Below are 24,458 nucleotides of genomic sequence, written 5' to 3'. Positions count from 1 at the left end.
TTGCGAGCCCGTATACTTTTCACATTATGAACGAAAGAGGTGCACCTCATGGAAACGGCTGTTACGACAATTCGCACCAAGAAAGAGGCGGCCAAGAAGAATTTCACGCACCGGATCAAGGAACAGCGGTATCTCCTGCTTATGCTCCTTCCCGCGATTGTATGGGCGGTTCTATTTGCCTACCTGCCGATGGCCGGACTCTACATGGCCTTTATTAATTACCAGCCCGCGCTCGGCAATTTCTGGAGCAATATGTTCCAAGGCGAGTTCGTCGGGATGAAGTGGTTCACCTATTTCTTCAACAACGGCGATTTCTTCATCATCATGCGAAATACGCTTGCTTCGACGCTGCTTACACTCGTCGTGTCCTTCCCCATTCCGATCATCATTGCCATCGCTGTCAATGAAATCAAAGGCGCCGCGTTCAAGAAAACGGTGCAGACCGTCTCTTACCTGCCGCATTTTATTTCCTGGGTAATCGCCGCGAACATCATCGTTACGGTGCTCTCCTCGGACGGTATCGTGAACAATGTGCTGAAATGGCTGCATATTACCCGTGACAGCATTTTGTTTCTGTCGGAGGGCAAATATTTCTGGTGGATCGTTGCCTTCGGCAATACGTGGAAGGAAATGGGCTACAGCTCGATCATTTATTTGGCCGCAATCTCGTCGATCAATTTGGATCTGTACGAAGCCGCCAAGGTGGACGGGGCCGGCCGGTTCAAGCAAATTATCTACGTCACGCTGCCGCACTTGAAGCCGACCATCGTCATCCTGCTGATCTTCTCGCTCGGAGGCGTGCTAAATGCCGGCTTTGATCAGCATTTCCTGCTCGGCAACGGCCTGAACCAGGATTATTCCGACGTACTCTCCACGTACTCGTTCCGTTATGGTTTGCAAAACTCCATGTTCTCCTATGCATCGGCCGTCGGTTTGTTCAACTCCGTCGTGGCATTCATCATCATCGTGATCGTCAATTACGCCTCCAAGAAGTTCAACAACCAATCGCTATTCTAAAAGAAAGCAGGTGCCGTATGTTCGCCAAAAGCACGCTCTCGGATAAAGTATTCGATACGCTCATGTACGCGTTTCTGTGCATCGTCTTCCTCGTTACCTTCTATCCCTTCTGGAACATCCTGATCGTATCGCTCAACGATGCGACGGACTCCGTCCGCGGCGGCCTCTATCTGTGGCCAAGGAAGTTCACGCTGGAGAGCTACCAATCGATTCTCCGCAATTCGGAGCTCATCAGCTCCGTGAAGGTAACCGCCCTGCGGACGATCGTCGGTACCCCGCTGTCCGTGCTTGCCATCTGCATGATGGCCTATTCACTCAGCAAACGCGAATTGATCGCCTGGCGCTTCTTCACCTTGTTCTTCATCTTCACCATGTACTTCGGCGGCGGCTTGATTCCGACCTACATGATCATCAAATCACTTCATCTGATCGATTCGTTCTGGGTTTTTGTATTCCCCGGGCTGATCGGGGTCTTCCTCATGATTCTGGTGCGTACGTATATCGAGCAGCTGCCTCCCGAGCTGGAAGAGTCGGCCCGCATCGACGGCGCCAACGATATGCAAATCTTCGGAAGCATCATTCTTCCGCTCTGCATCCCGGTGCTCGCCACCATTGCGCTGTTCATTGGCATCGGCCACTGGAATGCCTGGTACGATTCCTATATTTATACCTACAAGCCGTCGCTGAAGACGCTGCAGGCCGTGCTTGTGAAGATTCTGAACCAGTACCAGACCGGCGCCATGGTGTCCGAAGCGGAGCAGCTGGCTCAATCCTCGAAGCGCATCCCGGTATCCGGCGAGAGCATCCGCATGGCGGTTACGATGGTCTCCACACTGCCGATCATTCTGGTTTATCCGTTTATCCAGCGTTTCTTCGTGAAAGGAATCATGATGGGCGCGATCAAAAGCTAGTCCTGCGTACTTGAGGTGTTATCCCAAGTCTATGGTTGCCGCCCCTTGAAAAGGGGTATGAAAGATAACAGCCCCGTTCGGGACACTGCTTTCCGAGGCGGGTAATGAGCACTTGCGGGATACCATCGAAATTGAAGTGCGAAGGAGGCTATTCGATCTATGGCTAAATCGGGTGATACGGGAAGAGCGGGCAACAAAGTCGCTTTCGTTACGGGGGCGGGTTCGGGCATCGGAAGAGCCGCAGCACTGCGGCTGGCCAAGGAAGGCGCGAAGGTTGCGCTGGTCGACCTGAGGGAGGACCGCATTGCGGATGTCAGGGATGAGATTCTGCATGCCGGCGGCGAGGCTATCGCTATAGAAGCGAATATCTCGCAGCCTACCGAGGTTGAGCATGCTACCCGGCAAGCTGTGAGCCAATGGGACCGGCTCGATATTGTATTTGCCAACGCAGGTATCAATGGCACGGTTGCACCCATAGAGACGATGTCGCCGGAGGACTGGAGCATGACGCTCGATACGAACTTGAAGGGCACGTTTCTGACCGTTAAATACGCCATTCCGTTTCTTAAAGCACGCGGCGGCAGCATCATCATCACAAGCTCCATCAACGGCAATCGGGTGTTCTCCAATTTCGGCATGAGCGCGTACAGCACGTCCAAAGCCGGACAAGTCGCCTTCATGCAAATGGCTGCACTGGAGCTCGCCCAATTCGGCATTCGCGTCAATGCGATATGTCCCGGTGCCATCCGGACGCATATCGATCAGAGCACGCATCCCGTGCCGGGGCTCGAAGCAATCAAGATCCCGGTCAACTATCCGGAAGGCGAACATCCGCTGGAGGACGGTCCAGGTCGAGCAGCCCAAGTGGCTGACCTCGTACTGTTCCTCGCTTCCGACGAATCGAGTCACATTACGGGCACCCCGATCTTCATTGACGGTGCAGAGTCGCTGCTACGCGGATAATACGAATAATCAGACATGAAGCGAAGCAGGCGGGGACCCTACCCTCGCCTGCTTTGTTTATGGAGCTGCATTCATGCATCCCACTCACGCTTCACGCCATAAGCGATTCTGCCGCCTGCTCGATTCATACGCAAACAGGCCGCCGTCCTTGGAGGACGGCGGCCTTCGCGCATCGATCACATTCGTTCGCTGCTCAGTTCGTTGTTCCTATTAATGGACGTTCGTAATGACGAGTAAACGACCGCGGTCAAGCTCCTCTTCGTAACGTTCCGCTTCCAGTTCGGTCAAGCCGATGGACTGCAGCTGGGAGCGAATTTCATCGCCCCTCGATCTGAACACATTCGCCATCGCTTGGAACATGCCTTCTTCCTTCATCCCGATCTCATTGGCTGAAGCCGTTTCGGATAGCGATTTGGTCTGTTCGCTGTCATGGGCAAGGACGTAAATGTCCTCCTGCTTGTATCCTCTTCGATTCAGTTCCTGCACGGTATGCAGTGCATCCATGGCTGTCGTCACAATTTGAACGCTCGGTTTCATCTGTTGCATGAGAATCCCTCCGCTTTTCAAAATAGATTTGCCAGGTGAGGCTAGTCTGGTTTTACCCCTGCGGAGGACAGGTGAAACAATTCGGCGTCGCGGCATCGCGTTACAGCGTGCGGCGTATTCCGATTCAGCGCGGCGCTAAGCCGTGTATAGGAGAGAAAGAGAGAGGCTGTCCACTTGCGGCATCGTTCGAATCCTCAGATACAGCAAAGGAGCTGAAGTCCATGTTTCAGGAATGCTTCCATCACTCGTCGCGCAGCAACTGGGCATACGCCTACGATAAGGACACGATTCATCTGCGGGTGCAGACCAAACGCGATGATGTCGAGGAAGTAACCACGATCGCCGGAGACAAATACGATTGGGGCAGCTTCAATGAAGAAATTCCGATGCTGCGGATCGCAACTGACCATTTCTTTGATTATTGGGAGGCGGCGGTCCAGCCGAAATTCAAGCGGTTCTCCTACATCTTCCGCCTGCGGCAGGGGGATGAGACGGTTTATTTGACGGAAGGCGGCATTTGCGCAGATTCGCCTCAGCCGACCGCGGGTTACTATGAATTTCCGTACATCCACGAAATCGATATTTTCGCAGCGCCGGAATGGGCCAAGTCCGCTGTATTCTATCAGATCATGCCTGACCGCTTCGCTAACGGGGACCCCGGGCTCAGCCCGGACGGCGTGCTGGATTGGGGCGCAGCGCCTACGAACGAGAGCTGCTTCGGCGGCGATCTGGCAGGCATTCTTGACAAGCTGGATCATCTGACCGACCTCGGCGTGACAGCGATCTATATGACGCCGATCTTTGTATCGCCCTCGAACCATAAGTACGACACGGTCGATTATATGCGAATCGATGAACACTTCGGCGATAACGCGGCCCTCAAGCAGCTCGTCCATGCCTGTCATGAGCGCGGAATCCGGGTGGTGCTCGACGCGGTGTTCAACCATACGAGCGAGCAATTTGCGCCGTTTCAGGACGTGCTGAAGCATGGCGAGCATTCCGAATACGCCGACTGGTTTCATGTGCGTTCTTTTCCCGCCGAAGTCAGAGACGGTATGGCGACCTACGATACATTCGGTTTCTTCGGCCAAATGCCGAAGCTGAATACCGCCAATTCGAAGGTCAAGAAGTACCTGCTCGACGTCGCCCGTTACTGGATCCGCGAGACGAATATCGACGGCTGGCGGCTCGATGTGGCTAACGAGGTCGATCACCACTTCTGGCGTGCGTTCCGCCAAGCCGTCAAAGAGGAGAAAGCCGATGCCTATATCATCGGCGAAGTATGGAGCGATTCGCGTACCTGGCTGCTCGGCGACCAGTTCGATTCCGTCATGAACTACCCCTTCGCCGACAAGGTGCTCGGCTTCTTCACGGGTGACAACCTCATCGATGGACGCACCTTCTCGGAGGGAATGAACAATTTGCTTATGCGCTATCCGCAAGGCACGAACGAGGTGATCTTCAACCTGCTGTCGAGCCATGATACGCCGCGGGTGCTGACCCGTGCCGGCGGCAACAAGATGAAGCTGAAGCTCGCGGCCGTGTTTCTGATGACGTACATCGGCACGCCGTGCATATTCTACGGGGATGAGATCGGCATGAAGGGCGGCGACGATCCCGAATGCCGGGGCTGCATGATTTGGGACGAAGCCGGTCAAGACCGCGAGCTGTACGACTTCTACAAGCTGCTGATCGCGCTGCGCAAGTCGCATCCCGCACTGCTGAGCGGTCGCTTCCGTTTCTTAAAGGCGGATGAAGGCGATACCCGCATCGTCTACGAACGGCTCGGCGAAGGCGAGCATTTCACCGTTTGGATGAATCCTTCCGCCGAGCGCACCGTGCTCTCCCATGCCATGGACACGAATGATTGGCATGACGCGCTAACGGGCGATCATGCGCCTGCGGAGAACGGTGAGCAGCACGTGGCGCTCTCCCCCTACGGGTACCGTATATTAATGCGTAAGCTGTAAGGGATCGTCCCGCTTCCCGGCAGCGCTTGTTCACCGCTGTGCAGACCCTCTAAGAGACGGGTATATACCCGCCGTTTTCCCGTTTGAAGCGGTATTTTCAGCTATGCCCGGGAAATTTTTATTAACGTTTCATTCGTCTTTCCCGGCGTGTATGTAGGAAGTACCAATTGACTTCGGGGAGGAAACCACATGAATACGAATGCTTGTGTCGCCATGCTGCTTGCAGGTGGAGAAGGACGCCGGTTGGCACCTCTTACAGGAAAGATGGCTAAGCCCGCCGTACCTTTTGGCGGCAGTTGCCGCATTATTGATTATACGCTCAGCAACTGCGTGAATTCGGGCATCGGGCAGATCGGCGTGCTTACGCAGTACATGGCGGATTCGCTTCACGCCCACATCGGGGACGGCGCCGATTGGTGCTTCGGCGATCATGCTGCTAACATCGCTCTGCTGCCATCCAATCGCATCGGCGGGGAGGGTTACCGAGGAACCGCGGATGCGATCTATCAGAATATCGATTTTATCGATGCTCAGAATCCGGAGCATGTACTGATTCTCTCAGGCGATCACATCTATAAGATGGACTATCGCAGCATGCTGCAGGATCATATCGCAAATGGCGCGGATGCAACGATCGCCGTAAAGCGCGTCCCCTGGCGCGATGCCAGCCGATTTGGCATTTTGGAGACGGACGAACAGCGGCGAATCGTCGAATTCGTAGAGAAACCAGCCAAACCGCAGAGCAACCTGGCTTCCATGGGTATTTATATGTTCAACTGGGATGCGCTTCGGACAGCGCTGCTCGCGGACCACAGGAACCCGGCTTCGAGCGGTGATTTCGGCATCGATGTCCTTCCCGCCCTGCTAAGAAACGGGACAAGCTTGCTCGCGCACGCATTCGACGGATACTGGCGCGATGTCGGCACGGTGGAGAGTTTATGGGAAGCGCACATGGACCTGATCGGCGGCAAGCTGGATGAGCATTCGAATGTCAAAGCGAAGCCATGGCCGATTCTGACTCGGGATCGTACTCCAACGATCTGCTCCTATTTATGTCCCAACGCCGACGTGCAGGGCTCTTACGTTCATGTCGGGAGCTCAGTCAAGGGCGAGTTCGACCGCAGCGTGATATTCGGAGACGTCGTAGTTGAGGAAGGTGCTGATATTCAGGAGAGCATCCTGATGCCCAGCGTTCATATAGGCGCCAACGTGCGTCTGTCCCGTGCCATTATCGGCGAAGGTGCGGTCATCGAGGACGGAGCGGTTATCGGAAGCTTGAGCGGCGACGTCACCGTTATTGCGCCGGGCGAACGCGTCGCAGCCCATCCCCGCTTCACCGTCAAGCCGTCGCTTCTGCCGCAGCCCCTGTTCGAGGGCCGCGAGACGGCGGCGGCCGATCTGCTGCTAGGCAAGCAGACGTATGGCGGCTGAATTAGCCAGCCAGGAGAGATTGAATCGGCGATACCTGATAGCGGCCAGTCTAACTGGCAGGCAAGGCAAACCGCAGCCATTATTGATGTACATTATTATAGAAGAAACAGAAACAGCGTAGCACGGTTTGGGACGCGATGCGCCAGGAGGCCTGCTCCGCAGCGCCGAATCATGACAAGGGAGAGGAGCCATCGGCTCCTCTCCCTGTCTCATGCTGCGCACTTTGCGCGCATTACTTCTTATTCGCTTCTTCCACTTCGGCATCGCCGCCGTATACGAGCGGCTGCAGTGCTTTGTCACTCCGATTTTGAGATGTAACTTAAAAACATGCGAAGTAGACATCTGATAAGACAATGGGTAAGATAGGGATAATTAAAAGCGCCTACCCGAAGGAGTGAGCTTTCATGCATACGCCGAACGATATTCCTGTCGCCAATTTGGACGATACCGACCGCAAAATCATCTCCATGCTCCATGCCAACAGCCGCATTTCCTATACCGATTTGGCCAAAGAAGTCGGCCTCTCCCGCGTTGCCGTTCAAGCCCGCGTCAATGCATTGTCGGAGGACGGCGTCATCGAACGGTTCACGGTCGTGCTGAATCCGGAGCGGATGGGCATTCAAGTATCCGCCTTCTTCAACGTGGAGGTCGAACCGCTGCATCTGCATAATGTCGCGGACAAATTGTCCGAGGAACCGGCCGTAACGAGCCTCTACCACATGACAGGGCCTTCCAAGCTGCATATGCACGGTCTCTTCGCCAACAATCAAGAGATGCAGGAGTTTCTGAAAGAGAAGCTGTACGTGCTGCCAGGCATCATGAGCGTCGACACCCAAGTGCTTATCAACCGCTACAAGAGCCGGATGGGCATGCGGCTATAGTTTCGTTTCGAATAAATTATTGCATATACACCTTACATTCGTAATTTATTTTTCATTTCTGTAGTCATTTTAAATGTGTTTGTGCTATATTTATTCCTAACCTCGATTAGGAATACGTACAGAAAGGCGTGGTCCGTCCATGCGAACAAACCAAGTTTGGCAGCTTTACATGTCCATGGCCCGAACCGGAATCGTCGGTTTCGGCGGCGGCCCCTCCGTTATTCCACTCATTCGCCACGAGGCCGTGAAGCGGCATCAATGGATGACCGATGACGAATTCGCGGAAGTTCTTGCGATCGCCAACACGCTTCCCGGGCCGATTGCCACGAAGATGGCCGCTTATCTGGGCCACAGGCTGCTGGGTGCAGGAGGTGCGATCGGCTCCGTCCTTGCCCATATTTTACCCTCCGGTCTCGCTATTCTTGCCCTCTACACCATCGCGACTCAGTTAGCCGGCTCCCATATCGTCTCCATGATGATTGCTGCCGTCAATCCCGTCATTGCCGTCATGCTCGGCCAGATGACCTATGAATTTCTGCACAAGACGGTCAAAGGCTTCGGCGTATGGGTCGGCATGATCCTCTTCTGCTTCGTGTTCGCACTCATCATGTTCACGCATCTCCACCCGGCGATCATGATCGTCCTCTTCCTTGGCTATGGCTTCTTCCATTACAAGCTCGTTGAACGGTTGATGCTGAAGGCCGTCACGCCTAAGAAAGGCGGGTATCCTTCATGATTTTATGGCATCTGCTGCTTGCTTTCTTCTTGGCTAATGTACTCGGTTACGGCGGTGGCCCCGCTTCCATTCCGTTCATGTACCAGGAAGTCGTAACGCATTTCAACTGGATCAGTGACGATCAGTTTTCCAATATGCTGGCGCTCGGCAACATGCTTCCAGGACCGATCGCCACGAAGATCGCCATCTATGTGGGCTATGACCAAGCCGGCTGGCTGGGCTCCGTTGCTGCGCTTGCGGCGACAACCGTCCCCTCCGCCGTTGTCTTGATCCTGCTGCTCAAGGTGCTTCATAAGCACCGTACATCCAAGGCGGTCAAAGGCATGACGCTGCTCGTGCAGCCGATCATCGCCGCCATGATGCTGCAGCTCACATGGAAAACAGGACTCCTCTCTTTTCATGCTCTCGGCATTTTGCAGACGGTCGTTCTGTTTGCCTTCGCGCTGCTCGCGCTCGTAAAGTTCCGTATTCATCCGGCGCTCGTCATCTGCGGCGCCCTGGCTTACGGGGGGCTTGTGCTGCCTTATATAAAATAACAGCGGTAGACCTGGGCGAAGATTATTGTCCCGGACTACCGCTGTTATTTTGAACAGCCCCTTCACTAGTAAATAGGACTAAACGTTTATACAGGAAATACCGACTAAAGAAGGTATGATCTATCACATTCTCTTAGGAGGTATCTGCATGCTTTTAAAGAAAGCTTCCAAACAAATGACTACGGTAATCGTGATTCTCACACTGCTGCTCACCCTATGCAGCGGGCTAGCCTCTGCCGAAGCCCAGGCGGGAGCTGAACCGGGGGGAGACGGAAACGTACCGCCGACTGTTGTCAGCCTAACGGCCGATAAAGCGATCACCATGAACGTCGGTGCTTCCAGAACCGTGCGCATTACAGCTCACATGAGCGATAACACGACGTCCGATGTAACGAGTATCGCGCAATGGTCAACCTCCGACGCAAGCGTTGTTTCCGTTACAGGTTCGGGAACACTTACCGCGGCTGGCCCAGGTACCGCCACTTTGACGGCAGCCTTGAATAGCCTATCGATTAGCATCGCAGTCACGGTGTCGCAGCCTGCGGGCGGCGATGGCGGAAGTCCACCACCTCCCACTCCCCCGACTGTTCTCAGCCTAACGGCCGATAAAGCGATCACCATGACCGTCGGTGCCTCCAGAACCGTACGCATCACGGCTCATATGAGCGATAACACGACGACCGATGCGACGAGCATCGCGCAATGGTCGACGTCCAACGCAAGCGTTGTCTCCGTTACAGGTTCCGGGACACTTACCGCAGCTGGTCCGGGTACTGCCACTTTGACGGCAGCCTTGAATAGCTTATCGATTAGCATCGCAGTCACGGTGTCGCAGCCTGCGGGCGGCGATGGCGGTAGCCCGACACCTCCTACTCCCCCAACTGTTGTCAGCCTAACGGCCGATAAAGCGATCAGCATGACCGTCGGCGCTTCCAGAACCGTACACATCACGGCTCACATGAGCGATAACACGACGACCGATGCGACGAGTATCGCGCAATGGTCAACTTCCAATGCAAGTGTTGTTTCCGTTACAAGTACCGGGACACTTACCGCAGCTGGGCCGGGTACAGCCACTTTGACGGCAGCCTTGAATAACCTGTCGATTAGCATCGCAGTCACGGTGTCGCAGCCTGCGGGCGGCGATGGCGGAAGCCCAACACCACCACCACCATCACCACCGATTCTCGATTCCAAACCAGAACCCGCACAAGAATCGGAACAATTGACGTTTAAAAAAGGTGTTGTTGATGCTGATGCATTGAAAGCAGAGGTAAAGAACGCCATTGAAACAGCACCGGCGGTTACGTTCAATGACGTGCCTTCAACAAGCTGGAGCTCCAAATCGGTTGCTCTGGCTGCGCAAGTCGGCTTTGTTGAGGGGTATGGCGATGGAACGTTCCATGCCGATGCTTCCGTCACTCGGGCTGAATTTGCTTCTATGCTGGTAAAAGGACTAGGCATCGAGGCGAAAAGCACCGACAGCTTCGCGGATGTTCACGGGCACTGGGCAGAAGCAGCTATCCAAGCCCTCAAGTCAAATGGAATCATCGGCGGTTACGCAGAGGGAACCTTCAAACCGAACAATGAGATATCCCGCGCTGAGATTGCAGCAATCCTCTCAAAGGTAATGAACCTGAGCCTTGTTACGGAATCTTCCAAATTCTTGGATGTATCGGGCAGTTGGGCGGAACAGTCGATCAACCAACTCGCTAATGCGGGTATCCTAAGCGGTAAAGGATCAAATAAATTCGACCCGAACGCTACCGCGTCTCGAGCAGAATCCGTTACGATGATCCTTCGTGTGTTGAATGTAAACCTGAACCTCGGTCTTCAACTTTAATCGTGTGGTCTAGCAAAGAAAGCGGCGGGCACTGTGGATACAGTGTCCGCCGTTTTATGTTAATGAGCTGCCGTTTTATGTGATTAAACAACCGTTTTTATATTATTTTGGTTAAGCCTGCTTCTCGCTTAAGTGGATACTTTATAGTAAAATGATGTCTCAGCCATACTGAAATTACGGGGTGCAGACATGCCGATTAGCTTCACCAAAGCGCTTATTCATCAGCTCGAGCGGGAGATCGCCGATATCGAGAGCAGAAGCATGGACGCGAAGAACAAGATCGAGAGGGCCCAGTCCAAGCGCAAGCAATTGCAGCGAGATATGAAATTAAGCCAATCGCACAGCGATTTGAGCAGCAAAATGACACGAATGAACAAGCTGGACGAAGAGATCAAATCCGCTCAGCGCCTGCAGGCCGAGCTCTTCAAGCAGGCTGCCGCCAAGAAACATACCCTTGAGCAGCAGCTTGCCAAGACTCCCCGGCAACAGGAGCCTGGCGGCGAGCAATAGTCCGATGGAACGCAAAAATCCGCGAATGCTAGCGGATTTTGCTGTTCAAACAGCTGTATACGACTAGATAATATGGAAATAAAATCAATTCAAGAAGGAGGATGCCAAGAATGCCTCGAATTAGGTACTAGAAGCAGCGAATAAAATCCTCTTAAGCAAAGGTGCGTGACCGCATTGCAGAAGCAGCAACCAGCTAAGGAAATGCCGGATATTCCATCCTGGTTCGATTCTTATTCCGACCGTTTGCACCACGATCCTTACCCTTTTTATGCGCATTTGCAGGCCAATGCGCCGCTCTATGAGCTGGAAGGGCGCGGCTCCTGGATCGCCTCGAGATACGAGGACGTTAACCGGATTCTCAAGGACCCGCTGTTCGTCCGCGAATACCGGAACGCCGTGCCGCAGCAGCAAGAACTGCCTCAGCCGCCGGCCGAATGGAAGCCGGTCAACGACCTGCTGGACAACTGGATGCTGTTTCGCGACGCGCCTTCGCATACGCGGCTAAGGGGCTTAGTCAGCCACGCTTTTACCCCGCGGACAATGGAGCGGCTGAAGCCCCAGATCGCCTCGATCGCGGCATTCTTGGCCGACCGGATGGCGGAGCAGGCACAGCCTGACTTGATCGCGTCGTTCGCCTTTCCGTTTCCGGTCATCGTCATCGCGGAGCTGCTCGGTGTGCCGTCCGAAGACCGTGAGCTGTTCAAGGACTGGTCGCATGTCTTCGCACGGGTGCTGGAAGGCGTAGATCAAACACCCGAATTCGCGCTGCAAGCGAAGCAAGCCGCCGAAGAAATAACCGCTTACTTCCGTGGTCTAGTCGCCGCGCGCAAAGCTTCGCCGCGCGAAGACATGATCAGCGAGCTGATTGCCGCGCAGGATCAAGCCGACAAGCTGACCGAGCAGGAGCTGATCGCAACCTGCGTGCTGCTGCTCGTCGCCGGGCATGAAACGACCGTGAACCTGATCGGCAACAGCGTCCTCCTGCTGCTCCGTCATCCAGATCAGCTGGCTCGCCTGCTCGAAACGCCGGATTTGGCCGCTTCCGCCGTCGAAGAAGCGCTTCGCTTCGAAAGCCCCGTGCAGATGACGTCGCGCTTCGCATCCTGCGATTACGAAATCGGCGGCCGAATCATCCCGCAGGGCTATAACGTCAGCGTACTGCTTGGCGCGGCGAACCGCGATGCCGCCCACTTCGACCGCCCGGAGCTATTCGATATCGGGCGCTCGGCGAACCGGCACCTGGCCTTCGCCTCCGGGCCCCACTTCTGCCTCGGGGCGCCGCTTGCGCGTCTTGAAGGCGCGATCGCGTTGACAACGCTGCTGGAACGGTATCCAAACATGAAGCTCGCCGATGAGAAGCTCGATTGGCGGAGAAATATATTATTTCGCGGGCTGTCGACGATGTCCGTGAAAGTATAACGAACCTACATAAGGCATCGGCAGCTTCGGACACGATTATCGTGTGAAGCTGCCGATGCCTTCGTGCTGCGCCAAGGACATATGTCCTTCCCAAGACCACGGCTTCTATTCTTTACTAAGAGGAGTAACGCGGAGGGGGATGTATTTCTGGGATTCGAACAGGCGCAAGCAGCGCAGCGTTGTATAGGTAATACAGCCAGCCCTCCTTACTCCAGCTTAAAGCGGCTCAGCTGCTCCCATAGCCCTTCCCGCTTCAAAATCTCCACCTGCTTCGCCCCGATCAAATCGAAATGTGGAAATGGCTGCCTGCGGTGGATGTACTTCGGCTCCAGGCCGTTCTCCAGGCACCACGCCGTCAATTTATCCAGATCGTCACAGCCCACCTTGGTGACGGTCTTCACGCCCTTGAACCGGGGCTCATGCCAATAATGCGTAATATAAGCGATTTCCCCGCTTGCCGCACGCGCTTTCCAGCGTTCCAGCTCTTCCCTTTTCACGCCGAATGCCATACCGGCCTCCCCCTCCATACGCGATTTCATCATCATTGTATGAACCAGTGTACCAAAAATCCGCTTGTATTGCCCGCTGGCTCGGCAGCACGCAAAAGGCCTCCGCGTTGACCCTAAGTCAAAACGGAGGCCTTCGCCCTATGCGCCTGCTGCAACCGCAGCGCCTTGCTGCAGCTGGTACATCGCATAATATTTGCCGCCAACGGCCATGAGCTCGTCGTGGTTGCCGCGCTCCACGATCCGTCCGCGGTCGAGCACGAGAATCTGGTCCGCCGCGCGGATGGTCGAGAGCCGGTGCGCAATGACGAACGTCGTCCGTCCCCGCTTCAGCACGTCAAGCGCCTGCTGGATGACGGCCTCGGTCTCGGTGTCGATGCTGGCCGTTGCCTCATCCAGAATCAGAATCGCCGGATCGAATGCCAGTGCACGCGCGAACGAGATGAGCTGCCGCTGCCCGGCGGACAGCGTGCTGCCCTTCTCGATGACCGGCTCATCCAAGCCACCCGGCAGCTGCATGAACATCTCATAGGCGCCGACATCTCGCAGCGCTTGCTCTACCTTGGCGCGCGTAATCGACGGATCGTCCAAGCTCACGTTGGATGCGATCGTTCCCGTGAACAGGAACGGATCCTGCAGCACGATACCCATATGTTCGCGCAGCTGCTGCTTCGTCATGCTGCGCGCATCGATGCCGTCGATCGAGATCACGCCGCGTTCGACATCGTAGAACCGGAACAGCAGGTTCAGAATGGAGCTTTTACCTGAGCCTGTATGGCCGACAAGCGCAACCGTCTCGCCCTGCTTGGCGCTAAAGCTGATGTTCTTGAGTACATCTTCGCCTTCTTTGTATCCGAAGGAAACATCCTCGAACGCCACATGGCCCTTGTAACGGCCCATCCGCTGCGCCGATACTTCGACGCCCGGTTCGTCGAGCAGCGCGAACACCCGCTCCGCGGATACCCGCGCAACCTCGAGGTTAGACAGCTGGCTCACGATGCCGACAATCGGCTGCATCATCCGGTTCATATAATCAATGAACGCATACAGGATGCCTACCGAGACTGCCGCGCCCAGCAAGCCGCCGGCGAACATCCAAATAACGAGAAGGAAAATCACGTTGCGGAACACGTTCACCAGGTTGTGGCTCGTTACGGAGTTAAGCGTCAGCAGCTTGTTCTGGTATTTGAAATACTCGTCGTTCATCTCGCCAAACTCCGCCATCGTTTCTTTCTCCCGGCGGAATGCCTGAATGATCGGCATCCCTTGAATCGACTCGTTGACCATCGCATTGATATCGCTCAGCCGCGACCGGATGACATGATTATAGCGCGAAGCGAACTTCCGATAGATGACGATCCACAGGTACAGGATCGGCAGAAGCGGCAGCGCGATCAGCGCAAGCGTATCGTCGAGGATGAACAACGCGCCGATAATCGCGGTCATATAGATGATACCGGAGAAGAAGTTCGCCAGCACGGAAACGTACAGCTCGCGAATCGCTTCCGTATCGTTCGTCACCCGCGCGACGACCTTGCCCGCCGGGAGGTTATCGAAGTACTGAACCGGCAGCTCCTGGATATGCCGGAACACGTCATTGCGCATCTTGCGCACGATTCGGTTCGCCGACACTTGGAGCAGATATCGCTGGCCGTACGCCAGTGCCGCGCCGACTAACAGCAGGCCTACATAGACACCCGCAAGCGAGATCATGCTCGGGAATTCCGGCTTATAGAAGCTGTACGTCTCGCTCAGGCTCAGCTGCTCGGCAGGAAACTGCTGCTTGCTGCCGTCCTCCGCTGTTACCGTCAGCTGGCCGTTCGCGTAAGACCGCTTTCCTTTATCCGGCACAGCTGCCGCATGGACGAAATAGTACGTTCGTCCGGACTGCAGGACGCGCACCTCGGTGCCTTTCACCTCGCCGTCCACCCAGTGATCCGCTCTCTTGTATAAGCTTCCTCCATAATCGACCGCGAAGCGCTCTTCCTGCTTCGTTTGGTACCAGGGCTTCTCGATGCCCATAATATTCGTATCGATCATCCGCTTGGCGAGGAATGGCCCCACCAGCTCCGCTGCAATGGCGAGAGCCAGGAGCACGAGCGCTAGCAGGATCGGCTTCTTATAATGCCATGCATATTGAAACAATCGTTTACCGTTGTTGCCCATTCGGGTAGTCACCTTCTTTTCATCCGTACATGAGATTATTTATGCTTCCTAGCCCCATTGCTTACTCTTCCACCACGGAAGCGAGCTGCTGACGGTCGAACTGTTCCCTGTACCAGCCGTTGTTCTGAAGCAGCTGCTCATGCATGCCCTCTTCCACAATTCGGCCTTCGTCCAGGACGATGATCCAATCCGCGTGCTGCACCGCCGAGAGTCTATGCGTCGAGATGAGTGTCGTCTTGCCGGCGCGTTCTCTGCGAATGCCTTGAAGAATTTCGGTCTCCGTCTTGGCGTCAACCGCGGATAGTGCATCATCCAGCATGAGAATCTCCGGATTGGCGATCACCGCTCTAGCGATGCTGACCCGCTGCTTCTGCCCGCCGGAGAGGGCAACGCCCTTCTCGCCGACCAGCGTCTCCAGGCCTTCCGGCAGGAAGGTCACGTCCTTGCGGAAAGCAGCCAGCTCCAGCGCCTGGTTCAGCTGTGCTTCATCAACACGGCCATCCGAGGTGCCGTATCCGATATTCTCGCGAATCGTCTTGCTGAACAAGATCGGCTGCTGCGGCACATAGCCGATCCAGCCGCGAATTTGATCCAGCTCGATATCCGTCATCGGGACGCCTCCGGCCGTCAACCTGCCTTGGCCCATCGGATATTCCCGAAGCAGCTGCTTCAGCAGCGTCGTCTTGCCGCTTCCCGTTCGTCCGACGATTCCAAGCGTCTGGCCCCTCACGAGTTTGAACGAGATATCGACCAAGTTGTCGATAGAAGAGGATGGATAGCGGAACGTCACGCCGTTAAATTCGATCGACTCCGGTATCGACATCGACACCGGCCGGTCAGCGTCCTTCACGTCCGGCTTCACGCCGAGCGTCTCGTTAATGCGATCCAGCGAGGCATTCCCCCGCTGCATAATATTAATCAGTTCCCCAATGGCGAACATCGGCCAGATAAGCATCCCGAGGAACATGTTGAACGACACCATCTCGCCGAGCGAGATTTCGCTGCGGAAGACGAGCACCCCGCCGTAGCAGAGGCCGATCAGGTAGCTGAGCCCGACCAAGATTTTGACCGTCGGCTCGAAGATCGCATCGATCTTGGCCACGGCGATGTTCTTGCCGAACACATCGTCCGTCATCGCGCTGAACCGGCCTCGGTCCGCGTCTTCCTGTACGAAGGCGCGGATAACCCGAACGCCCGATACGGATTCCAGCACCTGATCGTTCAGCTTGCCGAACGCATCCTGCTGCTCCATGAAGCGCTCATGGATTTTCTTGCCGAGATGCTGCATGATCAGCGCCATGATCGGCAGCGGCAGCATCGCCGCCAGGGTCAGCTTCCAGCTGATCACCCCGGCCATCATGACGAGAATGGTCAGCATGAACAAGGTGGAATCGATGAGCGTCAGAATGCCGAAGCCTGCCGTCTGCGATACCGCGCCGAGATCGTTCGTGGCCCGCGCCATCAGATCGCCCGTACGGTTACGCTCGTAGAACGTCGGCGTCATCCGTAGAAAATGCCGCATCAGCCGTGAACGCAGCGTTCGTTCGAGCACGAAGGAGGAACCAAACAGCAGCGACCACCATACGCAGGTGATCAGATAGCCGCCGACCGTAAGCCCCCCCCAGAATAGCAGCAGCTCCATCATCCGGTGCGTCGTCATCGTGCCTTGCTGAATGCCGTCGATCGCGGTGCCGATCAGCTTCGGAGGCAACACATCCATGATGCCGACGATCGTCAGCAGCACAACCGCGATCGTATACCGTTTCCAGTGCATTTTGAAAAACCAGCTTAATTTCTTGAGTACCACAAACATCTTCGATCAACAACCTTTCTTACTTCTAGCGAACAAAAAAGACGTACCGCCGTAAGCGATACGCCTGAACCCGATTGGCAGGAGGATCGCAGTATGAACACTGCTCAGCCAGCCGGGTGCGATGAAAAAGGCGCACGATTACGTTGCCGTAACCATGCGCCTCATGACGATGCAATGCGGGAATTCATGATTCTCCGCTTCGCTTGCGTCAGTTCACGCGAGGGTTACGTCCATTCCGATTAAATGCTCCGCCTACCGATGGAGCCAGCTTAAACAGATATGTGCTGCGCATGTACGTAACCCCCTTTCCGTTCATCAAAAGTATATGTGTCACTTTACCATCGCCCCCTAAAGATTGTCAACGGGGGATTTGAAAACTTCGTGAATTTTTAATATGGCACTATGAACAGCCTAGGCTGCTGCTACCCCCATACCCCGATCGTAATGATGCCCGCTGTAATAAGCAGCGAGGTCATGATTCGTCTGGCGCCTTGCTGCTCGCGAAGTATGAAGATGCCCATAACCGTTCCGAACACAGTCCCGATCTCCCTCATCGGGGCCAGCTGTGCCACTGGAGCGAGCGACAGGGCATATAGAAACAGCAAGTACCCGCCTGGCGCGATCACGCCGCCAAGCAAGATGATCTTCCAATTGAGCTTGATCTCCGTTCGCATGTCGCCCGAATGGAATGCCGCCCAAGAAAGTACCATCAAATTGCCAATATTCGTCGCTTCGTTCAACACGACCGCCGAAACATACTGGAGTGCCACCTTATCCACAACGATATAGCCAGCTATGCATAGACCCACGGCTAAAGCCAATAACGGTGCTTTGGACGAAAAGATTTCGTTACGCTTGTACTTCAGGTTACTCAACAAGGTAACCCCGATGACGATGGTGAAAATCCCCACCCATCCCACTACCGTCAACCGCTCCCCCAGCAAGGTCACCCCAAGCAGCGGTACCAATAACAGACTGGAGCCTCGCATAATGGGATATACCTGCGACAAATCTCCTGCCGCATAAGTCGCGGCAAGCAGAAGCACATATAATCCGTGCAGGCACATGGATACCAGAATCAGCAGAAGTCCTGTTCCGCCTAACTGACTGCTGCTCCATTCATGAATCGTCCATGGCAAAAACATAAGCACTGCAACTAGCTGGCAGTACCACAGAAAAACATGCTTATTGAGACTTTTCTTCGTGTACAGGTTCCAAACGGAATGGAGGAAGCCTGAACCGAGCACCAGCAGAATCGCTAAACTGAACATGCTTACATCCTCACCTCATACAGCGAACGATTCGTTCCCGAAATATAAGGCGTCCACTCCCCATTCGCGTACAGCTGAAGCCGATGCATCGCGCGCGTGCACGCGGTATAGAAGAGCTTGCGTTCGCTTTCGCGATGATAGACCTGCGCGGAAGCATCATAGATGAGCACGGCATCGAACTCGACGCCCTTCGCGAGATAGGCCGGAACCACCATCGTTCCTTGTTCGAAGGAGGGCGATTGCTTCGTCATCAGCTGCAGAGCCAGGCAGCCTTGCGCAGTCAAGCGCGCATAGGCTTCGGCGCTCTCCGCCGCGGTCTTGGTAATGACCGCAATGGATGCAAAGCCTTCGGCCTGAAGGACCGCAAGATCCTCGGCCATTCGGACAATTCGCTGCTCTCCGCTGCTTGCCATCGTGAGAAGCGGCTTCCCGCCTTTTCGCTCGAACGGCACGATGTCCTCGCTGCCCGGCAGCAGCGACTTCGTGAACGCCACGATCTCGCGGGTGGAACGATAGCTGCGAGCGAGATACACTTGGTTCGTTTCGGATGCGCCGTAAAGCTGGATCAGCGGGGAATCGGCTGTATGCAGATCGGTCGCCTGCGGGAAGATCGCCTGCCCAAAATCGCCGAGTACCGTCATGCGTGCACGCGGGAACAGCCGCTTGAGCAGCTCGTATTGAAACAGCGAGTAGTCTTGGCCTTCATCTACAAAAATATGCTGAATGTCCGCATTCGTTCGGACACCTTCGATGAGTTCCTTCAAGTAGAGATACGGGGATGCATCCTCGTAAAACATTTCGGAACGACTTAACTTCTCTTTCGTTTGCCTGCACACTTCCGCCCAATGCTCGGGCACTTCCGTCTTGTTGGTCATTTGCCGGTAGACCTCTTCAACGCTGAACAGCTGCTCGTACAAGCCCATAACATCGATAAACTTCAGCTGTTTCACGCTTTGCTTCAACGGTGCGAAGTGTTCGTCTACCACCATGCGGCGGAGCAGTTCTTCTTCCTTCCGCGCAAAATCAAAATCTCCTTCGTCACCCCGGCGCTTCTTATCGATGATCTCCCGGACTCTCGCGTATTGTTCGGCAAAATCGAAGACGCCCTGCTCTTGATGGAGCATGCCGTAGACGTCGGCATATCGTTCGTCGTCGATATACTGGATCTCCTCCTGCACCCACTCCGCTTCCCGCTCCTTGCGCTCTAGGACAGCCAGCTCCTTCAGCAGCCACGCCTTCAGCGAAGCAACGCGGTTCGCTATGCGAATGGATGGTTCGAAGCTATAGAATTGATCTCGCATCTGCGCGGCTGTAATGATGTCGCGGCCGCGAAAACGAATGTTAGTAAATCGCATGCCCGCTTGCCCAAGCCAGGACGCATAGTTCTGAATCGCCCTCAGAAAAGCTTCCGATGCTTTGTACGCGATTGCCGCGCGGCGGGCTTCGTATCCTTCCGAGGCTTCGGCCGTCAGCACATATTCGATCTGATCGAACAAATCATCGGACTGCAGCGCCGTGCCAAGCCAATAGTCCAAATAGTCTTGAAAGGTTGTCTGCTGCATGTTCTCTTCACCAAGCTCGGGAAGAACCGTCGCTACATAACTGTTAAACATCGGATTCGGGGAGATCAGGACAATCTGGTCTGCCTTCAGCCGTTCGCGATGCTTGTATAACAAGTAAGCCACCCGTTGAAGCGCTGCCGAGGTTTTCCCGCTGCCGGCGGCGCCTTGTACAATCAACATTCGGCTTTTCTCGTTGCGGATGATGGCGTTTTGCTCCATTTGAATCGTGCTGACGATGCTCTTCATCTGTCCGTCCGTGCCTTGACCAAGCACCTGCTGCAGGATTTCGTCGCCGATCGTAAGGCTTGCATCGAACAGATTGACGATTTCTGTACCCTGGATCTGATACTGCCGCTTCAATTCTATCGTTCCCGCGATGCGCCCGCCTGGCGTTTCATAGGCAGCGGCTCCCGGCGAATAGTCGTAGTACATGCTTGCAATCGGCGACCTCCAATCATAGATCAGGAAGTTCAAGCCGTCGGTCTCGACGAACGAAGAGACGCCGATATAGATGGGCTCGCTCTCGCTCTGCCCCTCCTCTCGAAAGTCGATCCGCCCGAAGTAAGGCGATAGCAGAAGCCGATTCAAGCTGCTCCATTGCTGTACCCGTTTCTGATGCGTCCGCTCCCGTTCGGACAACAAAGCGACCTGCTGCCTGATGGTGAAGAAGGTCTCTTCAAAATCTTCGTCCGTGCTCGTGTTAACCGTTACTTCCTCCCAGAATCGTTTGCGAATGTCCGTCACCTGATCGTATAGCCCGGCCATCTCCGGCTCCATTTCGGCGATTCTAGCCGACAGCTTAGCCGCCACCTGCTCCAGCCGTTCCTGTTCTTGCCGCATATCGTTCTCAGTCAGCACGCGTGAACACGCCCTTTCTTGGTCCCGTCTAAAGAAACAAAACAACGTTTGACAACCCGCAAGCCCATGTGCTAGAATTAAGGTATAAGTAACATGCGATTACTATGCACACTTTCAAGAAAAGGGCATCTGACTCATCATATCACACTGATTTCTCTGGTACAATTCCTTTTTTCTATTATTGAACCCGGCAGCGTTTGCCGGGTTCTTTTTGGTTCTATTGTGATGGGCCGGAACACAATGAAACAAGCCTCCTGTTCATTCGCGAACAGGAGGCTTGTTTCGTTAGTGGGGCCTATAGCTGTATGCGATTACTGCGGCATTTCTCCCGGTACATTCACTTGGAAAGTCACGCCGAATTTGTCTTTTACAATCCCGTATAAGGGGCTCCAATCCGTCTTCTGAAGGGGCATAACGATTTGTCCGCCGTCTTCCAGCGCAGCGAAGATTTCTCTGGCTCTTGCCTCTTCTTTTGGATGAATGGCAATCTGAACCGTATCGCCCGGCGTATGAGGCATGCCATCGAACGTATCGGAGAACATGAGCTCTGAATCGCCGACCTTTAAGTGCGCATGCATGACACGATTCTTCATTTCATCCGTCATCGGATAATTAGGGTCCGCCGGCATATCGCCGAACGCCATGATGCCGATCACTTTCCCGCCCAGCGCCTTCTCGTAAAAGTGGACCGCTTCCCTCGTGTTGCCGGCAAAAATCAAATACGGGTTCAAACTGATTGACATCATTCAACAGCTCCTTTTGGTATAATCTGGACAACCTTATTCATTATACACCAAAATTCCGCTGCCTAATAAATTGAAATGATTAAATCTCTACCGCTTTGCAGCCGGTATGTCTTGGCCGAAATTACGAGATGCTTCACCCATTGATTTCATTAGGTTCGCTCTCAAGTTCGTCATCCATTCAGGCTCGTTGACCCATTGGTCGGACATAGATCTCAGACAGCGGACGTACCCGTATAAATTAGCAAACCTTCTGCATGCCGGAAGGAATGCCATCGCGCCTGGAGCAATACTGAATTCGGTCAGGTAGCCGTCCATAAAGCATTGTTTTTTCTGATCGTAGCGGTCGCTTGGTATACCGTCTTTCAAACTATCAAGTGCCTGTTCAATATCCATGACGTACCAATGATACATCGCATCATCGAAATCGATTACGTTACAAGAGCCGGCTGCTTCATCATAAAAGACGTTGTCATACTCGAAGTCATAATGAATGAGGCCGTAATAATCGCTTGAAGTCGGCAGAGCAGCAAAGTAAGCTTGCAGCCGCTCGGATTCCATGCGTGCAGCCGTTTCATGCGGAAAATCGTCCAAGACATCCTGCATCCAAGCCAGTACATCACGCTGCGACCATCGCTTATGAGCGGCAGGCGTATACGTACTCGATAAATAATGGAGCCTCCCTAATGCTTTCCCATGGCTGAAAACAATGGCATCGCTAAAATCCGTCTGATTAATTTGCACGCCTGCTACGCGTTTAAACACAGATGCATAGTAATCACCCCAAGGCGTTCGCGCCTCTACAAGCTCCTCTCCATGATTCGAAGCGACGGCTTCGAGCACTCCGTAGCCTTGCGCGCGCAAGTAAGCGATGAAATCGAGCTCTGCTAGTATATTCGCTTCGCTTTTCTCTGCCTTTGGGGCGAATCTCAGCAGCCGGGTTGCGCCCTCGAAACGAAAAGGATAGATCGCATTTGAAGAAATCCGATAGTACTGAAATAGTTCGATCGATTCCTTGTCGTATGCCCAGTTTCCCAGAAGCATCTCAGCTAATGGCTCATTGTTAAATAAATGCTTTAATTTCAACATCGGCATCCTCCTTTGTCGGTTCCTTGACCGATCCAGTCTTATTTTTGCGCGCAAAAAGACCGCAAGGCTATGCCTGCGGTCTCGATCTGCAGTAATATCCCTATTTTAACGGCAGACTCGTGTCCGCCTTCACTATTCAGTTCATAATCACCATAACAACGTTTTCTTTAGTAGTAGCCCGGCGTTTCATGCCGCTCACTCCCTTCAGATGCATGTGCTTTGAATGGATCCCGGGAGTCCCTGAATCTTCCAAGAACTCATTCAACATCATAACAAACGGGAAAGGTTAAGTCTATATCTTTCGCCCCATTTATGTAAAAATATGTTTCGTAACCATGTGAGAACGGGAGGAAAAACGAAATGATGCCAGCATGCTTAGCTGAATATCGCACCTTACTGCCTATCCTTAGCGAGGTCACGGAATGGTCGCTCTTACGGAAATGGTCACTTTCGGAGGTCTACAGAGTCAGGCTCAGGTCAGGTGATACGCGCATTGTGAAATGGGGCGGAAGCGAGATGGCGGGGGAAGCCGCGATTTACCGCGACTTGGTGCACCCCTTGCAGATCAAAGCGCCGCAAATCTATGCATTCATGCAGTTGAAAGACAGCGGTGTCATGATCATGGAGGATGCTGGGAGAGTCAATGTGGAAGAGCAGCCGGAGCCCGCTCATTTTCTCGAGGCGGCAAGGGAGTTAGCGAGACTGCGCATGCGCGCAGCAGCCAACCTAGAGAAAGTGCTCCCTAAGCAGGTCATTGACACGTATACCGTCTCGGAGGAAGCCTTTCTAGCCCTGCTGGATGATCTGCTGCAGTCGAATTGGTTATCCGGGTCCGAGATTTTACTTCACCTCAAGGCCGCGCTGCCTCATCAGCTGGAAAGACTCTATCGAATGGTGCCCGTCTCTATCGTTCATCATGATTATCATGCCAAAAATCTGTTGGTCCAAGACAACGGCATTATGCCGATTGATTGGTCCATCGCCTACCTAAGCCCCCATCTTGGCGACCTGCATTGCCTGATTACGGAGGCCCACGCTTGGAGTCATACCCCAAGGGAAGATATCCTGGCAGCCTATATGGAGGTATCCGAGGTGCAGCTTGAAGATCTGAACTGGCAATTGCAAGTCGGCGGATTATGCTGGCTGATCAAGACATTGCGCTGGCTTGTATACGGCGGGACCGATATCATCCCTGGATCAGACGAATGGATACCCGATTTGCTGCAGGATGCAGAGCATCTTTATCAAGAGCTGACGATTGCATCCTAACGTAGGTAACCTTGACGCGGTGCTGGCTCCTGGACGGCGAACACGGACGACAACAGCGTCTCGTCGTACGTGCCGGCCAACTCCACGATGACCGTGTCTTTCACGACAAATCGGACGATGCCCATCAGCTTGTCCTCGAACGTATCGTAGATGCGTCCCGCGCTCTTGCAGCCTCGCGGAACGGTATGCGGACTATTGGCCACATAGCCGATTCGGCCAAGCGGCTGCAGATCGGCGCGGATGGCTTCCTGGTCATGGCGATTGTCCGGGTCCTTCGTCAGCCGGATCGTGAAGCCAACCTGAATAAACTCCGTTCCAAAATAATGATTCGTGCCCGTTACGGCAACGTAAACCGGCTCGTTCATCTGCAATCCCCCCTATTTATATTCCCTATTATTCTAAGCCTGCAATGCAGGCA

Annotated in this window: 21 protein-coding genes; 12 read left to right on the top strand and 9 right to left on the bottom strand. The window is 54.3% G+C overall.

Annotation, left to right across the window (positions count from 1 at the left end; all coding sequences use genetic code 11):
- The first annotated feature begins 48 nt into the window (after positions 1 to 48).
- From KXU80_RS22875 to KXU80_RS22865, 3 genes are all read left to right on the top strand, one after another.
- Complete coding sequence (locus tag KXU80_RS22875) at positions 49 to 1,017, top strand: ABC transporter permease (RefSeq protein ID WP_219835457.1); 969 nt, start codon at positions 49 to 51, stop codon at positions 1,015 to 1,017.
- 17 nt (positions 1,018 to 1,034) lie between these two features.
- Positions 1,035 to 1,928, top strand: a complete 894-nt coding sequence (locus tag KXU80_RS22870; RefSeq protein ID WP_219835456.1) for a carbohydrate ABC transporter permease — start codon at positions 1,035 to 1,037, stop codon at positions 1,926 to 1,928.
- A gap of 159 nt (positions 1,929 to 2,087) precedes the next feature.
- The gene (locus KXU80_RS22865) at positions 2,088 to 2,891 is read left to right on the top strand and encodes an SDR family oxidoreductase (protein ID WP_219835455.1); all 804 of its coding nucleotides are present in this window, start codon (positions 2,088 to 2,090) and stop codon (positions 2,889 to 2,891) included.
- A gap of 210 nt (positions 2,892 to 3,101) precedes the next feature.
- Here the strand turns inward: KXU80_RS22865 and KXU80_RS22860 are convergent, their stop codons facing one another.
- On the bottom strand, positions 3,102 to 3,437 hold the full coding sequence (locus KXU80_RS22860) for a YflT domain-containing protein (protein ID WP_308858123.1): 336 nt from the start codon (positions 3,435 to 3,437) through the stop codon (positions 3,102 to 3,104).
- A 221-nt stretch (positions 3,438 to 3,658) separates the two neighbouring features.
- Here KXU80_RS22860 and KXU80_RS22855 point away from each other — a divergent pair, with 221 nt between their 5' ends.
- The 8 genes from KXU80_RS22855 (at position 3,659) to KXU80_RS22820 (ending at position 12,763) form a co-directional block, all read left to right on the top strand.
- Positions 3,659 to 5,407: an alpha-glycosidase gene (locus tag KXU80_RS22855; protein WP_219839182.1), complete on the top strand. Its 1,749-nt coding sequence runs from the start codon at positions 3,659 to 3,661 to the stop codon at positions 5,405 to 5,407.
- 189 nt (positions 5,408 to 5,596) lie between these two features.
- On the top strand, positions 5,597 to 6,838 hold the full coding sequence (locus tag KXU80_RS22850; protein ID WP_219835454.1) for a sugar phosphate nucleotidyltransferase: 1,242 nt from the start codon (positions 5,597 to 5,599) through the stop codon (positions 6,836 to 6,838).
- A gap of 404 nt (positions 6,839 to 7,242) precedes the next feature.
- Positions 7,243 to 7,719 carry a chromate efflux transcriptional regulator ChrS gene (locus KXU80_RS22845; RefSeq protein WP_219835453.1) on the top strand — a complete coding sequence of 159 codons (477 nt, stop codon included), beginning with the start codon at positions 7,243 to 7,245 and terminating at the stop codon, positions 7,717 to 7,719.
- Positions 7,720 to 7,858: 139 nt separating this feature from the next.
- On the top strand, positions 7,859 to 8,455 hold the full coding sequence (locus tag KXU80_RS22840) for a chromate efflux transporter ChrB (RefSeq protein WP_219835452.1): 597 nt from the start codon (positions 7,859 to 7,861) through the stop codon (positions 8,453 to 8,455).
- Positions 8,452 to 8,991, top strand: a complete 540-nt coding sequence (locus tag KXU80_RS22835) for a chromate efflux transporter ChrA (protein ID WP_219835451.1) — start codon at positions 8,452 to 8,454, stop codon at positions 8,989 to 8,991. Before KXU80_RS22840 ends, KXU80_RS22835 begins: the two co-directional genes overlap by 4 nt.
- A 148-nt stretch (positions 8,992 to 9,139) precedes the next feature.
- The gene (locus tag KXU80_RS22830) at positions 9,140 to 10,834 is read left to right on the top strand and encodes an S-layer homology domain-containing protein (protein WP_219835450.1); all 1,695 of its coding nucleotides are present in this window, start codon (positions 9,140 to 9,142) and stop codon (positions 10,832 to 10,834) included.
- A gap of 189 nt (positions 10,835 to 11,023) precedes the next feature.
- A complete protein-coding gene (locus tag KXU80_RS22825; protein ID WP_219835449.1) occupies positions 11,024 to 11,344 on the top strand; it encodes a hypothetical protein in 321 nt (106 codons plus the stop codon).
- A 174-nt stretch (positions 11,345 to 11,518) separates the two neighbouring features.
- Positions 11,519 to 12,763: a cytochrome P450 gene (locus KXU80_RS22820; RefSeq protein ID WP_219835448.1), complete on the top strand. Its 1,245-nt coding sequence runs from the start codon at positions 11,519 to 11,521 to the stop codon at positions 12,761 to 12,763.
- 206 nt (positions 12,764 to 12,969) lie between these two features.
- Here KXU80_RS22820 and KXU80_RS22815 read toward each other — a convergent pair whose 3' ends face one another.
- The 7 genes from KXU80_RS22815 to KXU80_RS22785 all read right to left on the bottom strand — a co-directional run bounded on the left by KXU80_RS22815 (position 12,970) and on the right by KXU80_RS22785 (position 22,771).
- Complete coding sequence (locus KXU80_RS22815; protein ID WP_219835447.1) at positions 12,970 to 13,272, bottom strand: hypothetical protein; 303 nt, start codon at positions 13,270 to 13,272, stop codon at positions 12,970 to 12,972.
- A 138-nt stretch (positions 13,273 to 13,410) separates the two neighbouring features.
- Positions 13,411 to 15,435: an ABC transporter ATP-binding protein gene (locus KXU80_RS22810; RefSeq protein ID WP_219835446.1), complete on the bottom strand. Its 2,025-nt coding sequence runs from the start codon at positions 15,433 to 15,435 to the stop codon at positions 13,411 to 13,413.
- 61 nt (positions 15,436 to 15,496) lie between these two features.
- The gene (locus KXU80_RS22805) at positions 15,497 to 17,248 is read right to left on the bottom strand and encodes an ABC transporter ATP-binding protein (protein WP_219835445.1); all 1,752 of its coding nucleotides are present in this window, start codon (positions 17,246 to 17,248) and stop codon (positions 15,497 to 15,499) included.
- A gap of 422 nt (positions 17,249 to 17,670) precedes the next feature.
- Complete coding sequence (locus tag KXU80_RS22800; RefSeq protein ID WP_219835444.1) at positions 17,671 to 18,519, bottom strand: DMT family transporter; 849 nt, start codon at positions 18,517 to 18,519, stop codon at positions 17,671 to 17,673.
- Between the two features lie 2 nt (positions 18,520 to 18,521).
- The gene (helD, locus tag KXU80_RS22795) at positions 18,522 to 20,936 is read right to left on the bottom strand and encodes an RNA polymerase recycling motor HelD (protein ID WP_374987799.1); all 2,415 of its coding nucleotides are present in this window, start codon (positions 20,934 to 20,936) and stop codon (positions 18,522 to 18,524) included.
- Between the two features lie 314 nt (positions 20,937 to 21,250).
- On the bottom strand, positions 21,251 to 21,682 hold the full coding sequence (locus tag KXU80_RS22790) for a VOC family protein (RefSeq protein WP_219839180.1): 432 nt from the start codon (positions 21,680 to 21,682) through the stop codon (positions 21,251 to 21,253).
- A 90-nt stretch (positions 21,683 to 21,772) separates the two neighbouring features.
- The gene (locus KXU80_RS22785) at positions 21,773 to 22,771 is read right to left on the bottom strand and encodes a phosphotransferase enzyme family protein (protein WP_219835443.1); all 999 of its coding nucleotides are present in this window, start codon (positions 22,769 to 22,771) and stop codon (positions 21,773 to 21,775) included.
- Between the two features lie 495 nt (positions 22,772 to 23,266).
- Here KXU80_RS22785 and KXU80_RS22780 point away from each other — a divergent pair, with 495 nt between their 5' ends.
- Entirely contained in the window at positions 23,267 to 24,040 is a 774-nt protein-coding gene (locus tag KXU80_RS22780) for a phosphotransferase (protein ID WP_219835442.1), read from the top strand.
- Here the strand turns inward: KXU80_RS22780 and KXU80_RS22775 are convergent.
- Positions 24,037 to 24,405: an HIRAN domain-containing protein gene (locus KXU80_RS22775; RefSeq protein ID WP_219835441.1), complete on the bottom strand. Its 369-nt coding sequence runs from the start codon at positions 24,403 to 24,405 to the stop codon at positions 24,037 to 24,039. The genes KXU80_RS22780 and KXU80_RS22775 overlap by 4 nt on opposite strands.
- Positions 24,406 to 24,458 lie beyond the last annotated feature (53 nt).

It is taken from the genome of Paenibacillus sp. R14(2021) (genome assembly GCF_019431355.1).
GTDB lineage: Bacteria > Bacillota > Bacilli > Paenibacillales > Paenibacillaceae > Paenibacillus_Z.
This window is presented reverse-complemented; position numbering and strand designations above follow the sequence as displayed.